This window comes from Microcoleus sp. S13_B4 (assembly GCF_036700885.1).
Lineage (GTDB): Bacteria > Cyanobacteriota > Cyanobacteriia > Cyanobacteriales > Microcoleaceae > Microcoleus.
Window position 1 is genome coordinate 1 of the sequence record NZ_JAUBPU010000066.1, and the last position, 14,880, is coordinate 14,880.

Annotated in this window: 10 protein-coding genes, 1 other RNA gene and 2 pseudogenes; 6 read left to right on the plus strand and 7 right to left on the minus strand. The window is 43.4% G+C overall.

Going from position 1 to position 14,880, the window contains the following annotated elements; all coding sequences use genetic code 11:
* Positions 1–212 (plus strand): hypothetical protein (locus QT994_RS23475; RefSeq protein ID WP_333178798.1); only part of this gene is annotated, 212 nt, incomplete at its 5' end.
* 382 nt (positions 213–594) lie between these two features.
* On the opposite strand, the pseudogene QT994_RS23480 reads toward QT994_RS23475, so the two are convergent.
* The 3 genes and pseudogenes from QT994_RS23480 to QT994_RS23490 all read right to left on the minus strand — a co-directional run bounded on the left by QT994_RS23480 (position 595) and on the right by QT994_RS23490 (position 4,033).
* A pseudogene (locus QT994_RS23480) lies at positions 595–1,443 on the minus strand (IS5 family transposase).
* A 123-nt stretch (positions 1,444–1,566) separates the two neighbouring features.
* Positions 1,567–2,853: an acyltransferase gene (locus QT994_RS23485; protein WP_333178801.1), complete on the minus strand. Its 1,287-nt coding sequence runs from the start codon at positions 2,851–2,853 to the stop codon at positions 1,567–1,569.
* A 351-nt stretch (positions 2,854–3,204) separates the two neighbouring features.
* A pseudogene (locus QT994_RS23490) lies at positions 3,205–4,033 on the minus strand (IS5 family transposase).
* 258 nt (positions 4,034–4,291) lie between these two features.
* On the opposite strand from QT994_RS23490, the gene galT reads away from it, so the two are divergent.
* Together galT and QT994_RS23500 are read left to right on the plus strand one after the other, a co-directional pair.
* Positions 4,292–5,377, plus strand: coding sequence for a galactose-1-phosphate uridylyltransferase (gene galT, locus QT994_RS23495; RefSeq protein ID WP_333178804.1), 1,086 nt, complete (start codon positions 4,292–4,294; stop codon positions 5,375–5,377).
* Positions 5,378–5,406: 29 nt separating this feature from the next.
* Positions 5,407–6,519, plus strand: a complete 1,113-nt coding sequence (locus tag QT994_RS23500; RefSeq protein WP_333178807.1) for a M24 family metallopeptidase — start codon at positions 5,407–5,409, stop codon at positions 6,517–6,519.
* Positions 6,520–6,847: 328 nt separating this feature from the next.
* Here QT994_RS23500 and ssrS read toward each other — a convergent pair.
* Both ssrS and QT994_RS23510 read right to left on the minus strand, forming a co-directional pair.
* Positions 6,848–7,035: non-coding RNA, 6S RNA (ssrS, locus tag QT994_RS23505), on the minus strand.
* A 50-nt stretch (positions 7,036–7,085) separates the two neighbouring features.
* Positions 7,086–8,348 carry a 5-(carboxyamino)imidazole ribonucleotide synthase gene (locus QT994_RS23510; RefSeq protein WP_333178810.1) on the minus strand — a complete coding sequence of 421 codons (1,263 nt, stop codon included), beginning with the start codon at positions 8,346–8,348 and terminating at the stop codon, positions 7,086–7,088.
* A 338-nt stretch (positions 8,349–8,686) separates the two neighbouring features.
* Between QT994_RS23510 and purD the strand changes: the two genes are divergently transcribed.
* From purD to QT994_RS23525, 3 genes are read left to right on the plus strand one after another with little or no spacing between them, the layout of a single operon-like run.
* On the plus strand, positions 8,687–9,967 hold the full coding sequence (gene purD / locus QT994_RS23515) for a phosphoribosylamine--glycine ligase (RefSeq protein WP_333050438.1): 1,281 nt from the start codon (positions 8,687–8,689) through the stop codon (positions 9,965–9,967).
* The gene (locus QT994_RS23520; protein WP_333050439.1) at positions 9,954–10,097 is read left to right on the plus strand and encodes a hypothetical protein; all 144 of its coding nucleotides are present in this window, start codon (positions 9,954–9,956) and stop codon (positions 10,095–10,097) included. Before purD ends, QT994_RS23520 begins: the two co-directional genes overlap by 14 nt.
* A gap of 40 nt (positions 10,098–10,137) precedes the next feature.
* Entirely contained in the window at positions 10,138–12,324 is a 2,187-nt protein-coding gene (locus QT994_RS23525; RefSeq protein ID WP_333178812.1) for an ATP-binding protein, read from the plus strand.
* A gap of 224 nt (positions 12,325–12,548) precedes the next feature.
* On the opposite strand, the gene QT994_RS23530 is transcribed toward QT994_RS23525, so the two are convergent.
* Positions 12,549–13,448, minus strand: coding sequence for a S1 RNA-binding domain-containing protein (locus QT994_RS23530; protein ID WP_333178814.1), 900 nt, complete (start codon positions 13,446–13,448; stop codon positions 12,549–12,551).
* Between the two features lie 99 nt (positions 13,449–13,547).
* The gene (locus QT994_RS23535) at positions 13,548–14,294 is read right to left on the minus strand and encodes a dienelactone hydrolase family protein (protein ID WP_333178817.1); all 747 of its coding nucleotides are present in this window, start codon (positions 14,292–14,294) and stop codon (positions 13,548–13,550) included.
* Between the last annotated feature and the right edge of the window lie 586 nt (positions 14,295–14,880).

Sequence of the window (14,880 nt, forward strand, 5' to 3'; positions counted from 1 at the left end):
TCATATTTTTTGGCAATTTTACTAGCTTTTCCATTTTAACCCTTTTGCGACATATTCGCCAAAGTGAGATGCACCCGAGTTTGAATATATCGATCGCTTCTGTTCTTAGTTTGCGATCGATTATTCAGCAAACCCTATTTAATGCTGCCCAACGCTCATATTCCGATTCTTGGGCCACTAACTCTTCTTCTATCTCTGCTCAATTTTCGTGATAATCAGTGCAGGATAAACCTGCGCTAAGCAGAGGCGTTATACTCATCAATAAAATACCAAAGAGCTGCCTCTAATATAGGAGAGTATTTTAAAGTGGTATTTTTTTGATTACGACCATATATTCTTTGTATCAAACTATTATTAAATGTTTCTATATAGTTAGTCCGACCACTATCCTTCCCTATGCTATATCTTGTTAAACAGAAGAATTGGTGATTTTTTGAGCCAGCAAGTTTTTAATCTCGCGAGGCTCACTCTTGATGAGAGAAAAAGGAGATTCCTTTTTTGGCACACTATATATAGTGGGCCTGCGTAAGTCCTGTAAAAGCTAAAGTCCTCTTAGATATGACTCAAGAATTCATTAGATCTCTTGCGAAAGTCTCAGGCGATATCTAATTTAGTCTTTAAATAAAGTTCATAATTATCAATACCAGCGATCAAATTAAATCTTAATCCGAAGCGCCTTCTTTGATTCCGATATCTGGATGAAAGTATTCTAAATATATTTAAACTTCGATGTATATTTTCAATAATAATTCTTTCTTTTGCCAGTTGGCGATTTCAAACTTTTTCTGCTTGAGTCAGTTCTTTATTCTTGGTTTTTTTGAGAGGGGTTCTACTATTATTATGAATCTTTTTGATTCCTTGATAACTTTTATCACCTAAAAGTTCAAGTTCTTTATTCCTCCCCATCTTGCTTTTTTTAAACAAACTACAATCATGCGTTTTTCCGTTACTAAAAGCTGTACATATTATTTCGGTACTTTTTGTGTTGGCTAAAACTTGCGATTTTATTGTATGATATTTTTGCTTGCCACTATAATATTTCTTTTGCTTTTTTTTTGGACGCTCTATTTCATGCTCTGACACATCCACCGCTACAGTTTCTATCTCCTGAATTTGATTTTGATAAAGACTTTTTTTGCCCGGTAAATTAAATAAACCTGAATTTATTAAAGCTTTCTCAGTTCTAATTACAATTCGATAAGCATTTGATTCATTAATACCCCATTTAATTCCCAAATGAAAAAAAGTAGGATATTCTCGCAAATAGGATAATGTCATTAAGATTTGGTCTTCTACGCACAATTTACTTGGTCTTCCTGATTTTTTTTGAAAAACTTTTTCTGCTTTGACTATTTTTACCATCTCTTTGAATGTCTCTTGATGTGGTCCACAGTACAGTTTAAAGTCGGCGGGGTTTAACTTTTGTACTTGTTCGTAATTCATCTTATAAGAGCTAATTATTTCTTTTATTTTACCTAGAACGCGCGCACTTTCGCAAGAGGTCTAATGTAGTCTCAAAAAAACTTGACTGTGGTTCCAAACGATTATGATTGCGGTCTACAACAACTAGGAATTAAATAGCAAAGACCACTTTTGAAGTAGATATGATTTGAGGTTAAATAGCCAACAACCTAGAGACAAAGTTAGGGAGGAAAAGATTAGAAGAATTATCAAATATAAAAGGCAGACTATGAGATAGCTGGCGGTGGAGCTTAAAAATTGCAGTGAAGGCTTAATCAATAAAGTTAGGAAATAGCTTAATACTATGCTGTGGACTAGGTATGCTTCGTAGGTTCCATTACTGATTAAATCAAGCCACGCCTTACTCTTGCTCTTTAACAAACCATCAACTAGAAATACGAGGTTTAGAGAAATAATAAAAATTCCAATGCCTATAAAGGCATCAGAGATAAAGAGACCGACAGGGATATCATGATCTATAAAGCGTATTGCAGTGTACTTCAAAGAAAGAAAAATGCCTAAACATTCTAGGAAAATTCCCAAGATGATTGCCTTAGGTTTTTGAAATACGGTAAACGCATCAACAGAACGTTCATGAGTAAACCAGTGTTTTGCGATCGCCATTCCAAAACAAAACTCAAACAATCTAGTTAAAGCAATTCCTCCAGGGGCAAGTCCTCCATAGCCAAACCCTAAAATTTTATCAAACGCCAGTAACGATGTAGTGATAATAATTGCGCTGCTCACTGTTTTAACCAGTAGGCTAAGAAGTAAAAAGTTTTTTATAGATAGCTTTTTAAGAAAATAGAAGAGGAATGGAAAGAGTAAGTAAAGTTGCAAAAGAATAGGGATGTACCAGGTTGCAGGAATAACATCAAGAAATATGGCACCTTTTACATAGGTTTTAAGTAATCCTAGAAAGCTGTTATACTGAAAGAAGTTTAGGAGAAGATAAATTGCTAAAATGAGCCAATATGATGGATATAACCTGATGAATCTTTTCTTAATAAAACCAAACCAACGGATGCGATCAGTCTTCTTTTCCACAAGAAGCGCGGAGAGGGTTAATCCGAAACCGCTTAGAATGAAAAAAAGATGAACTGCTTGATAACCTAGTCCAAATACAAAGTTAAAAAAGTTAAATAAGAGGTGATCCCCGCTATTACTAGGAAACAGAAAAAGGCTGTCAAAACCACATCGATACAAAGAGTCTCCTTTAATGCCTAGACATTCATCAGCTAGATTGCTCAGGTTTTTAGTAACATTGCTTGCATTAGGTAAAATTCCTCCTACCCACAAGTGGCAGGCAAAAACTCCTACACAAGCGAATAGGCGCAAATAGTCTAGATAAATAATTTTCTTAGGAGTGGGCAAATTACTAGGCGGTTGCATCAACTTCCTTAATTAACTCTAATAGTAGTGAATCGAATCATTATTAGATTAACCACCCTGTGTAGCCGCTGATAATGTTGGCGAATGTAATACATATTTGTATTTTTACGTATTACGAAAGGCTCAAACCTTCAATCTGTAGTTGCGGCTTTTAGTTGTAACACTTTTGTTTGTCTGTTTGTAATACTTTCGCCAACAGTATCCATTGCTACTCAAACCCTATCTATAATTCGTTCCAACTTCGCCTCATGCCAAATTTAGCACAACTGCTGGCACGTTGTCAACCAAACACGGGCGATCGCTACCTTCCAACCAGGACAATAGACCTCTTGCGAAAGTCTTAGGATATCGCTAGTTTGTCTTCCAAGAAAGTTCATAATTATAAATACCAGCGATCAAATTAAATCTTAATCCGAAGCGTTTTCTTCGATTCCGATACCTTGAGGAAAGTATTCTAAATATATTTAAAGTTCGATGTATGTTTTCAATAATAATTCTGTCTTTTGCTAGTTGCCGATTGAAAAGTTTTTCGGCTGGACTCAGTTTTTTGTTTTTGATTTTTTTGAGCGGTGTTCTACTATTAGTATGAATCTTTTTAATTGCTTGATAACCTTTATCACCTAACAATTCAAGTTCTTTATTCATCCGAACTTTGCTTTTTTTAAACAAACTAAAATCCTGCGTTTTCCCTTTACTAAAAGCTGTACATATTATTTCTCCCGTTTTTTTGTTGGCTAAAACTTGCGATTTTATTGTATGATATTTTTGCTTGCCACTATAATATTTCTTTTGCTTTTTTTTGGGACGCTCTATTTCATGCTCTGACACATCTACCGCTACAGTTTCTATCTCATTTTGACTTAGACAAAGATTTTTTTACCAGGTAAATTAAATAAACCTGATTGGATTAAAACTTTCTCAGTTCTAATTACAATTTTATAAGCACTTGATTCATTAATACCCCATTTAATTTCCAGATAAAAATAGGATATTCTCGCAAATAGGATAATGTCATTAATATTTGGTCTTCTACGCACAATTTACTTGGTCTTCCTAATTTTTTTTGAAATATTTTTTCCGCTTCGACTATTTTTACCATCTCTTTGAATGTCTCTTGATTTACTCCACAGTAGCGTTTAAAGCCTTTGGGGGTTAACTTTGGTAATTGTTCGTAATTCATATTATTAAGCTAATTTTTTCTTTTGTTTTACCAAAGCGATCGCACTTTCGCAAGAGGTCTATTAGTCCTCATAGCGAGCTCTTTAGCTAAAAACCCCGTGGGTTTCCACCCCTGGGGGACTTGCGGACGGTCGGCTGACGTTGGTACTGCAAAGTAAAGTTGTTAATATAATTTGCGACTTTAGGTAGGGGCGGAGTCTCAAAGCACGAAGTTATACTCCTAACATATATTAAACGCGATCGCCCGCCCCTACAAAAAATGTACGCCCAAAAATTGCTAAAACCAGACGGCCGCCCACTCACACTGTACAGCCGCTACCCAATCCCAGAAGGTATAGTGGCTGTAAGTCCCAGCAATGAACCCGTAGAGGCAAACCCTCACTTTCGCTGGCATCCTTTGCGGGGGGAATGGGTAGCATACGCCAGCCACCGTCAGGGAAGAACTTTCATGCCGCCGCCGGAATACAATCCGCTAGCAGCTACAATTAACCCTAAGTTTCCGACAGAATTGCCGCCGGGAGATTACGATGTAGCAGTGTTTGACAATCGCTTTCCCTCGATGACTTTGCAAGCAAAAAACGCACCTGCAAATATTGTAGAAACTTTGCCCGCCAAAGGCATTTGCGAAGTCGTTGTTTTCACTCAAGATCCGCTGTCTTCCTTGGGTTCTTTGGAGTTATCTCACTTGGAATTGCTGTTAGAAGTATGGGCCGATCGCACTTCAGTTATTGGCAGCAATCCCGAAATTCAATACGTCTTGCCCTTTGAAAATCGCGGCGTAGAAGTCGGAGTAACTTTGCACCATCCACACGGTCAAATTTACGCTTATCCGTTCGTGCCACCGGTGCCGGCACGGATGTTAGAATGTCAATCGGTTTACTATCAAAAAAACACGAGTGGTTTGCTGCAAGATTTGATTCAAAAAGAGATTGCTGACAAACAGCGAATTATTTATTTAGACGAAGAGGCGATCGCCTTTGTCCCCGCTTGTGCCCGCTACCCTTACGAAGTGTGGATTGCCCCGATCGCCCCCGCTGCTACATTTATCGATTTGACGGAAAAACAGCGACAATCACTCGCTAAAGCCTTAAAAACAGTCACCCTCAAATATGACGGTTTGTGGCATCGCCCGTTCCCTTATTTGATGGCTTGGTTTCAAGGGCCCACAGACGGGAAACCCCATCCAGAAGCGCATTTGCACGCCCAATTTTATCCGCCCTATCGATCGAGCGAGCGGCTAAAATACCTAGCAGGAACCGAACTCGCCGCCGGAATGTTTGCCAACGACGCTTTACCCGAAGAAAAAGCTAAAGAATTGCAAGCCGTATCTGTCAATCTATTTTAGATTTTAGATTTTAGATTTTGGGTCAATCTATGATAAACTCATTCAACCAAGAAGTCGATACAAAACTCGAATTCATCCGCAAAGCCTTAACCGAAACAAAAGCGATCGCCCTTCGCTTGCGAGGCACTGACTGGTTTGCCTGGGCCACAGCCGGCGGTTCCCATACAGTATTGCTAACCGCAGAAACCGGAGTAGCAGAACTTTTAATCACCGCCGAAAACGCTTGGGTTCTCACCGATGAAATCGAAGCCCAGCGCTTGCAGGACGAGGAATTGCCCGCCAACTTTCAAATGCACATCTATCCTTGGGCAGATGTTGCACAGCGCGAAGCTTTCGTCAAAGAAATTACTGGTGGTGGTAACGTCATGAGCGATCGGCCAAATTCCCAAGAAATGCCAATAATCGCATCTTTACAATCCCGCAAACAGACAATGATGTCAAGCGAATTAGAGCGATATCGGCGAGTTGGACGTTTAGCCAGCGAAGCGATGACACAGGTGCTTTCCGCAGCAAAACCAACATGGACAGAATATCAGCTAGCGGGAGCCGGTGCAGAGGCATTGTGGGCTAGAGGTTTGCATCCAGCCCTGACATTAGTTGCTGGAGAAAGGCGTTTGCCGCTGTACCGCCACGCCACAGCAACCGCCGAACAAATTGGACGACAAGCAATGTTAGTATTTTGCGCGAGGGGATGGGGTTTGTATGCAAATTTAACCAGATTTGTCTGTTTCGATTTTCTTGGGGAAAAGCATTCAGAATTGCACCGACAAGTCAGGGAAATTGAAGCCGCGGCGCTAAATTTGTGTCGCCCCGGAGTAACGCTGAATGCGGTTTATGATACGCTTAAAACTGCTTACGAAGAGCACGGATATCCTCACGCAATTGCGGAACACCATCAAGGCGGAACTACCGGATATTTGGCGCGGGAAATTGTGGCGAATCCGGCTACTTCAGATATTTTGGCAGAAAATATGGCTGTGGCTTGGAATCCGAGTTTGTCGGGAGCAAAAATTGAGGATACGTTTTTAATTCACAGCGATGGAACGTTGGAAAATTTGACTTTTGATCCGAATTGGCCGAGTGTAGAAGTAGCGGGAAGGTTGCGCCCTGTGCCGTTGGAAATATGGGAGAATCGACCGTAGTCAATTTAACTTATCGCTCTATTTTTCTCTCAGGCGCGATGATCGACAAGTCATCTCAATTCCGGTTGCACTCCTCATGATTGTTGACGAGTGACTATCAGTCGAAAAACAGAATGATTGTTAAGTGTTGACTGTTGACTCGATTTTATTATTCCTTCCGATGCAACCGGAAACTATCTCATTGCTAAGAAGGCATTATTTAGAATGAAATAGCCTTGCCTAGAGGAGTTTAGGCAAAACTTGAAAATGTAGTATGACTAAAGGCGTTTATCTCAAAAAAAAATAGGCTAGCCATATTTCACAGCGCCTATCTCAATTACAATTTTAATGGTTCCCCGCAACGCCGTCTTACCTCAGCTTTTGACCTGGTATTTTACCAGGTGGGTACCGTTGGCTCGGACTTAAAGTTTCTGGGTACAAGCCCAGTTTACTGCTGTCCAAACATCTTGATTCCCGAGAGTTAAGAGTTATAGATCAAAAAAACATTATTGGCAGTCACCAACGTCGCAGTAGAACCTTTATTTAATATATACCAACTAACCAGATTTTGGCAAGCTTCGAGCAATTTAACTTGCATACCAGATAGATTCAACGGTTTGAGCGATCACCAGTGCTTGCGATCGCCCCTGAGCCACCAAGTCCGCGTCGAGCACAACTGTAACGTGACCGAGTTTGCGGCCGGGACGCGATACTTTTTTACCATACCAATGCACAAAAGCACCGTTAAGTTGTGCCAGTTGTTTTCTTTTTACTAAATAATCGGACTGGGCAGACTCGTAGCCGAGCAAATTTACCATGACAGCGCCTGCACATTGCAGAGCCGAATTGCCTAAAGGCAGTTGACAAACTGCGCGCAAATGCTGTTCAAATTGTGAAGTTTCGCAGGCATCGATGGTAAAATGTCCCGAGTTGTGGGTGCGGGGTGCAATTTCATTGACTAACAGTTTATTATCGGCGGTTAAAAATAATTCAATGCCGAATACGCCGACAGCTTGCAAACTGTTGAGGAGAGTGCGGGCGATCGCACAAGCTTCAGTTTTCACATCTAAGCTAATATCAGCAGGCGCAATCACCAGATGACAAACCTGATTTTGCTGCTGAGTTTCCACTATCGGATAAATCGCAATTTCGCCAGTTGCTGATCGAGCTGCAATTACAGCCAACTCGCGATCGAACGGCACAAACTCTTCCACTAGCAAAGACTGATCTTGGAGCTTAGCACGAATTGACTCAAAACTCCCTCGATCCTTAACAATAAAAGTACCTTGGCCGTCATAACCGTGGCGGCGAACTTTGACGACAAAGGGAAAGTCGATCGATCCAGCATCCGACTCTCCTGCAATCTGCACGCTGTCGGAAACAGAAATTGCCGGAAAGTCGATCGCCACCGCCTTAAACAATTCTGGGGGCAAATCCGCGCTGCAATCCCATTCCCAAAACCTCGGAGTTGGCAAACCCAAACTTTGTAAATAACAGCGCTGAACGTACTTATCCAACAACGGAGAAAGCGACCACAAACTCGGCTGAAATAACACACCTTGCTCTTCTAGCGGGCGCAAACCATCCAAATCCACAAACTCATTTTCAAAAGTAATAACATCGCAGTCATCCGCCAATGCAGCCGTAGCCAAAACATCATCAACAGCAGCCAAAACAGCACCAGCAGCAACAGAAACTGCCGGGTCAGTAGCATGGGGAGTTTGCACTACCAATTCAATACCCAGCGCACTAGCAGCATCCCCCATCATCGAAGCTAGCTGGCCGCCGCCGACAACGCCCACCCGCTTAAATTTTGCAGACGAACTCGCGGCGGTTTGATTTGATTTCATGTGAGTAAAATTCCCCAGAGTCAACCTGCCTATCTTATCGCTATTTGCCCCCGGATGAATTACAGTAATTGAAGAGTTAAAAGCCCAAAAATAGTTTTAATTGCCTGATTAAATCGAGGCAGAACCTAGAAAAATTGGGCAGCTAAAGTCTTTAATTATTGCACGCTCCCAGCCATTGAGAAACAGCGGTCGAAGCCCACTCCTCCAGAAAAGTGCCACATCTAGCAATTCCCTAGCCCCAAGCATGGCATAATTGACAGCACTGCAAAAAGCAGATAGATAGATGCCAACACTGAAAATCAGACATTCAGGGAACAAAATTTATAGGTGAGGATACTGTGAAAGTTTTAGTTGTGGGAAACGGAGGTCGCGAACACGCGATCGCAAAAAAACTGCTAGAATCTACGCGGATTAAACAAGTATTCTGCGTACCGGGCAACGGCGGCACAGCTACCACCCCAGGCTGTCAAAATCTGTCGCTCAACATCGACGACTTCCAAGGCATCGAACGCTTTGTGATGGTCAACAACATCGGATTAGTCATCGTCGGCCCCGAATTGCCCCTATCGCTAGGCATCGCCGACTATTTCCACCAGAAAAAACTCATGATTTTCGGGCCCACCAAAGCCGGTGCCCAAATTGAATCCAGCAAATCCTGGGCCAAAGAATTGATGCTCCAAGCAGGCATCCCCACGCCCAAAGCTGCCGTATTTACAGACGCAGAAGCAGCAAAAGCATACGTTCTGGAACAAGGAACCCCGATAGTTATCAAAGCAGACGGACTCGCATCAGGCAAAGGAGTCACCGTTGCCACCACCGTCAAAATGGCTCACAGCGCCATCAACACCATTTTCCGAGGCGAATTCGGCACCGATAACATCCGAGTCGTTGTCGAAGAATTCTTAACAGGTCAAGAAGTCTCGATTCTCGCCCTCACCGACGGCATCACAGTGGAACCGTTGCTGCCGGCCCAAGACCACAAAGCGATCGGCGAAGGCGACAAGGGAGCCAACACCGGCGGTATGGGAGCCTACGCCCCAGCGCCCATTGTCACCCCGGAACTCATGGAAAGGATTCAAGAAGAAATTCTCGAACCCACCCTCGCAGCACTGCAAAAACGCAAAATCGACTATCGGGGTGTACTCTACGCAGGTTTAATGATTACCCCCGACGGAGAACCCAAAGTCTTAGAATTCAACTGCCGTTTCGGAGATCCCGAAACTCAAGCGGTTTTGTCACTGCTGGAAACTCCTTTAGAAGATTTGGTGCTGGCCTGCTGTCAGCAGCGTCTCGGTGAATATTCTATTCGCTGGAAGTCGGGGGCTTCTGTGTGCGTAGTTTTGGCTTCTGGGGGCTATCCTGGAAGTTATCAAAAAGGCAACGTTATTACAGGTATCGAGGAAGCCGAAGCCAAAGGAGCAGAAGTGTTTCATGCCGGCACCCAGTTGAAGCAGCAGCAGTTGGTGAGCGACGGTGGCCGGGTTTTGGGCGTCACTGCGACGGGAGAAACTTTGGAACAAGCTATCTCCAAAGCTTATGCAGCAGTTGATTGCATCCAATTTGAAGGCGTCTACTGCCGTCGAGACATCGGTCGCAGAGCTCTGGGTGATAAAAATTAGGAATTGCGACATCGGCCGCCATCCGAAAGCCAAGCAATCTCAATGTAGAAATGTAACAATGAAGTTTGGTATCTCTGCGGTGGCGGTAGCGGACAAGTCGCAGCAGAAAATTCGATCGGGAGCCAACTGAATTGATCTTGCTTTTAATATTGAACGGGTGAACTGGTGAAATGCTGGCCATACTAAACAAAATCGGAGAAATTATTGCCCGCTGGTGGTCGGATTTTACCCTCCAGACCCGCTTGATGGCCGGTGCTACCCTCGTAGTGTCGTTAATTATGAGTGGCCTGACATTCTGGGCCGTGAATACTATCCAGCAAGACGCCCGACTTAACGATACTCGCTACGGCAGAGACCTGGGCCTGCTGTTGGCGGCAAATGTGGCGCCGCTGATTGCCAAAAACGATCGCTCCGAAGTCGCCCGCTTTTCCCGCCAATTTTACAGCAGCACCTCCAGCGTCCGCTATATGCTTTACGCAGACGAAGCGGGGGATATTTTCCTGGGGATACCTTTTTCGGAATCCGAGGTGGAAACTTCCCTGACGCTGCGCCGCCAGATCAAACTTCCCGATAATTTTCTCGCCGATATTGAGGCGAGAAATTTAACTTCTTTGCCTTTGGTGCGGCAGCATTTGACGCCGGATGGAGAAGTTACCGATGTATTTGTGCCGTTAATTCATGAAGACAAATATTTGGGAGTTTTGGCGATCGGCATTAACCCCAATCCCGCAGCAGTTATCTCTTCAAATCTGACTAGGGATGTCACTTTAGCAGTATTTGTCACAATTTGGGTGATGGTAATTTTGGGGGCTGTATTTAATGCCCTGACAATTACTCAGCCGATAAAACAATTAGTATTTGGGGTCAAAAACATCGCCACCGGAAATTTTAAGCAGCGAGTTGACCTCCCTTTGGGTGGAGAATTGGGCGAGTTGATCGGCAGTTTTAACGAGATGGCCCAGAAACTAGAAAGTTATGAAGAACAAAATATTGAAGAGTTGACAGCGGAAAAAGCGAAGTTAGAAACTTTGGTTTCAACGATTGCTGATGGCGCGCTTTTATTAGACGCAAATTTGCAGGTAATTTTAGTTAATCCGACGGGGATGCGGATTTTTGGATGGGAAGGTAAAAATGCGCTCGGAGTAAATGTTCTTAACATTTTGCCTTCGGAAGTGCAGCAGGACTTGGCGAGACCTTTGCAGGAAATAGCTGCGGGCGATCGCGACGGAGGCGAATTTCGCATCTCGATGAGCGAACCAGTTAACCGTACAATTCGGATTGTTTTAACTACAGTCATTCTGCACAAAGCGCCCGGTGCCGAACCGCTGTGCAAAAGCTGCATCCGCCATGAGGAAGATACCTGTACCGAACCACAACGCCCGGTAGCTGTAGAGTGTACTTTCTACGAGCAAACCTCCAAGCATCAAGGTTCGGGGAATTACCGAGAAAGTCTCAAAGGCATTGCAATGACAGTGCAGGACATTACTCGCGAAGTAGAACTCAATGAGGCTAAAAGCAATTTTATCAGCAATGTTTCTCACGAATTGAGAACACCTTTATTTAATATCAAATCTTTTATCGAGACTCTCCACGAGTACGGAGAAGACCTTCTAGAAAGCGAGCGCAGGGAATTCCTAGAAATTGCCAATCGAGAAACCGATCGACTAACTCGTTTAGTTAACGACGTGTTAGACTTGTCGCGACTCGAATCCTGCCGAGTTTATCACTTGGAGGCTGTTGACCTCCCGCAAGCTGTGGAACAAACCCTGCGGACTTATCAGTTAAATGCTAAGGATAAAGGCATTGAATTAGAGCAAGAAGTTGACCCATATTTGCCGCCTGCTTTAGGTCATTACGATTTGTTACTGCAAGTATTTGCAAATTTAGTAGGAAATGCCTTAAAATTTACTCAGTCCGGCGGCAAGGTGGCAATTCGAGCGTATTTGCTAGAGCCGGAGGATGCGACTACCAAAGACGGCAAATCCGGGAACCACAACTTGTCACCGAATGCCAAACATTTTCCGGTAGTGCGGATAGAGATTTCTGATACGGGAATTGGCATAGATCCTGAAGACCAACAAGCAATCTTCGATCGCTTTTTCCGGGTAGAAAACCGAGTACACACTTTAGAAGGAACAGGATTAGGTCTTTCTATTGTCAGAAACATTATTGACAAGCACCACACTAAAATTAATTTAGTTAGCGAAGTTAATGTGGGTACGACTTTCTGGTTCGACTTGGCAGTTTATCAGCCGAAACAAACAGTAGAGATGGAAAATTCTTGGTCAGTGGAAGCAACGGTGGAAAGTGAAACAATTGCGAGTCATGTTAGATCGATTCCGGTTGCACCGGAATGATTGTTGACTGTGGACTGTTGACTGTTGATAGTGATATTGTTTGTGGTTGATTAGGCATCAAGAAGAAAGCAAATTAGTTAGATTGGGATTTTTTAACCGCAGATATCAGCCGAGGGACACACATGAACGCCGATAGCATTTTATCTGTGTTTATCGGCTGATATTTGTGGTTCAATCTACATTCCTATTGTTTCCTGTAGATGGGATTATAATTACGTCAACACTTAAGAAAGAGTCTTTCTAGCACGTTCCGATCGCTCTTCTGCGGTATCCATAACATCCGCCATTTTATCCACCATTTCCCCTGGATAATTTTCTAGTACCCGAGTAGAAAGCGAAATCCGACCGCGGCTTTCATCGAGGTCAATCACGATCGCTTTCAGGGGTTGACCGGGAGCAAACACCTTTCCAAGGTTATCAATATATTTTTGGCTAACTTGCTTGATGTGCAGCAAACCGCTAACTCCTTCCAAGTCAACAAACACGCCAAAAGGCTTGATGCTGCTGACTTTTCCTTCCACCAACTGACCTATTTGCAACTGAGTGAAGGCATTCGATTGAGTAGCCATCCGCTGGGAAAGTACGAGTTTTTCTCGCTCGCGATCGACCTCCAAAAAATTCACGGTCAAAGATTGACCGATCAGCGATTCTATGTTATCGCGTTGCGCTAAGTGCGATCGGGGAATAAAACCGCGCATTCCCTGAACATCTACAGTCACGCCGCCCTTATTCGCCCCAGAAACCCGCACCTGAAGAACTTTACCGGTTTCCTGCAATTCAATTAAATCTTCCCAAGCTTCCTGAATTTGTAACTGTCGCAAGGACAAGGTAACTTGGCCATCTGCATCTTGTTCGCGGATAATCAAAAAGTCCCGTTCCTCGTCCAGCGGAACCACTTCCGACAAATCCGTTACTGTTCTCAAAGCAGCCTCTTCGATCGGCAAAAAAGCCGAAGACTTGCCGCCGATATCAACATACGCGCCGTTTGAGTCGTACTCGAACACTTTGCCGCGCACTACTTGTCCCTTCTGGAACTCGTAATTGTGCTGTTCGAGGGCTTTAGCAAAATCATCCATTGAAAAGGATGCTTTTGCGCTTTGAGAACCTGTAGATTTGGAATTCATGTCAGTTTAGTTGTCAGTTGTCAGTAATTTAGTTGGCAGTCGTCAGTAGAAAAAATTTTTCCACTCTCCCCATATCCCTATCTCCCCATCTCCCACTCTCTAAGCTGGTTGAAGTTGCTGATGAAATAGCTGCTTCACCTGCACCCACGAGTCGGCTGCTGCCGTAGTGTCGTAACTGCCGCGGTGGTCGCAGAAGAAGCCGTGATCGGCATTGTAGCGGAAAATTTGGTGAGAAATACTGTGTTTTTGCAATTCTGCGGCGATTTGGTCAACTTGTTCTAAGGGAATGCTGGGGTCTTGAGTGCCAAAAAAGGCGTAGAGAGTGCCTTTAATGTCTGCTGTGCGGGCGATCGTGGGGGTGCCGCCACCGGGGGTTTGAGTGGCGATACCGGCGCCGTAAAACGACGCTGTAGCCTTGATTTCGGGCAAAGTAGCGGCAAGGTAGGCGACGTGCCCTCCAAAGCAGAAACCGATGCAGCCAAAACTTTCTGGTTTGACAGAGGGTAGAGTTTTGAGGTAATCGATGGTGGCTTGGATATCGCCGAGAAGTTCGGAAGCTGTGGTTTTTTCTTTGTATTCTCTGCCGATTTGGATGGCTTCGGGTGTGTAGCCGGTTTCAAAGCCGGGGGCTTGACGCTGGTAAATGGCTGGGGCGATCGCCACATATCCTTCTTTTGCTATTCTTTCAGTAACTTCGCGGATGTGCGAGTTGACGCCAAAGATTTCTTGAATTACGATAATTGCGGGAAATTGTCCTGGGGAGGTTGGCTGGGCTAGGTATGCAGCTATTTGCAAATCCCCGTTAGGAACTGTGATGTTTTCGGTGCTAATTTCGGCTTTTGTCATAGGTAGTTTTAAGGTAAATGCCACTCTACTGATTTTAAGTTAATTTGGTGAATTTTTAGGCAATTCGCCAATAATATTTTTCGGAAGCGCGAATCGCAAATACCGCAAATATGGCAGGAAAAAATTCGCTTATTGTTGAAACTTTAGGTTTCGCTGAATAAGTTGGGGCAAATCACTCATAGGAATTAATTGGGGATTCAATTTCGGTAAAATATAAGTTGTGACCTGTAATTTTCTAAAGCATAGATTTTGATAAGTCTACGACTTTGCAGCTTTTATCTGGCTTTTTTTTGAGATTTTTTAGCTAAGTGTCTAACTCGATTAGCTGTTAAATACGAGCTAAGTTTTTTTGATATAGCGGAGTTATTTTTTAATCACTTTGCTTTTTAGTTGGCGGAATCATTGTGTGTGTTTTGCAAATTTTAAGTAGTCTTTTATGGCTATATTGCGGTAGGTTATTGGTTTTTCCTTGAGCTTCCCTTTATAGGCAGTTTTGGTTCCATCACTCTCGAACGCGCGCCCGATAACGGAAAAAACCTAAAACCCTATCATGGATTGAAACATAACCAAAAATAGGATATCTAAA

Coding starts and splice junctions, on each gene's coding strand:
- QT994_RS23530 (WP_333178814.1), bottom strand. CDS start 13,448: ATGAATTCCAAATCTACAGGTTCTCAAAGCGCAAAAGCATCCTTTTCA.
- QT994_RS23535 (WP_333178817.1), bottom strand. CDS start 14,294: ATGACAAAAGCCGAAATTAGCACCGAAAACATCACAGTTCCTAACGGG.
- QT994_RS23500 (WP_333178807.1), top strand. CDS start 5,407: ATGATAAACTCATTCAACCAAGAAGTCGATACAAAACTCGAATTCATC.
- galT (WP_333178804.1), top strand. CDS start 4,292: ATGTACGCCCAAAAATTGCTAAAACCAGACGGCCGCCCACTCACACTG.
- QT994_RS23525 (WP_333178812.1), top strand. CDS start 10,138: ATGCTGGCCATACTAAACAAAATCGGAGAAATTATTGCCCGCTGGTGG.
- QT994_RS23510 (WP_333178810.1), bottom strand. CDS start 8,348: ATGAAATCAAATCAAACCGCCGCGAGTTCGTCTGCAAAATTTAAGCGG.
- QT994_RS23485 (WP_333178801.1), bottom strand. CDS start 2,853: ATGCAACCGCCTAGTAATTTGCCCACTCCTAAGAAAATTATTTATCTA.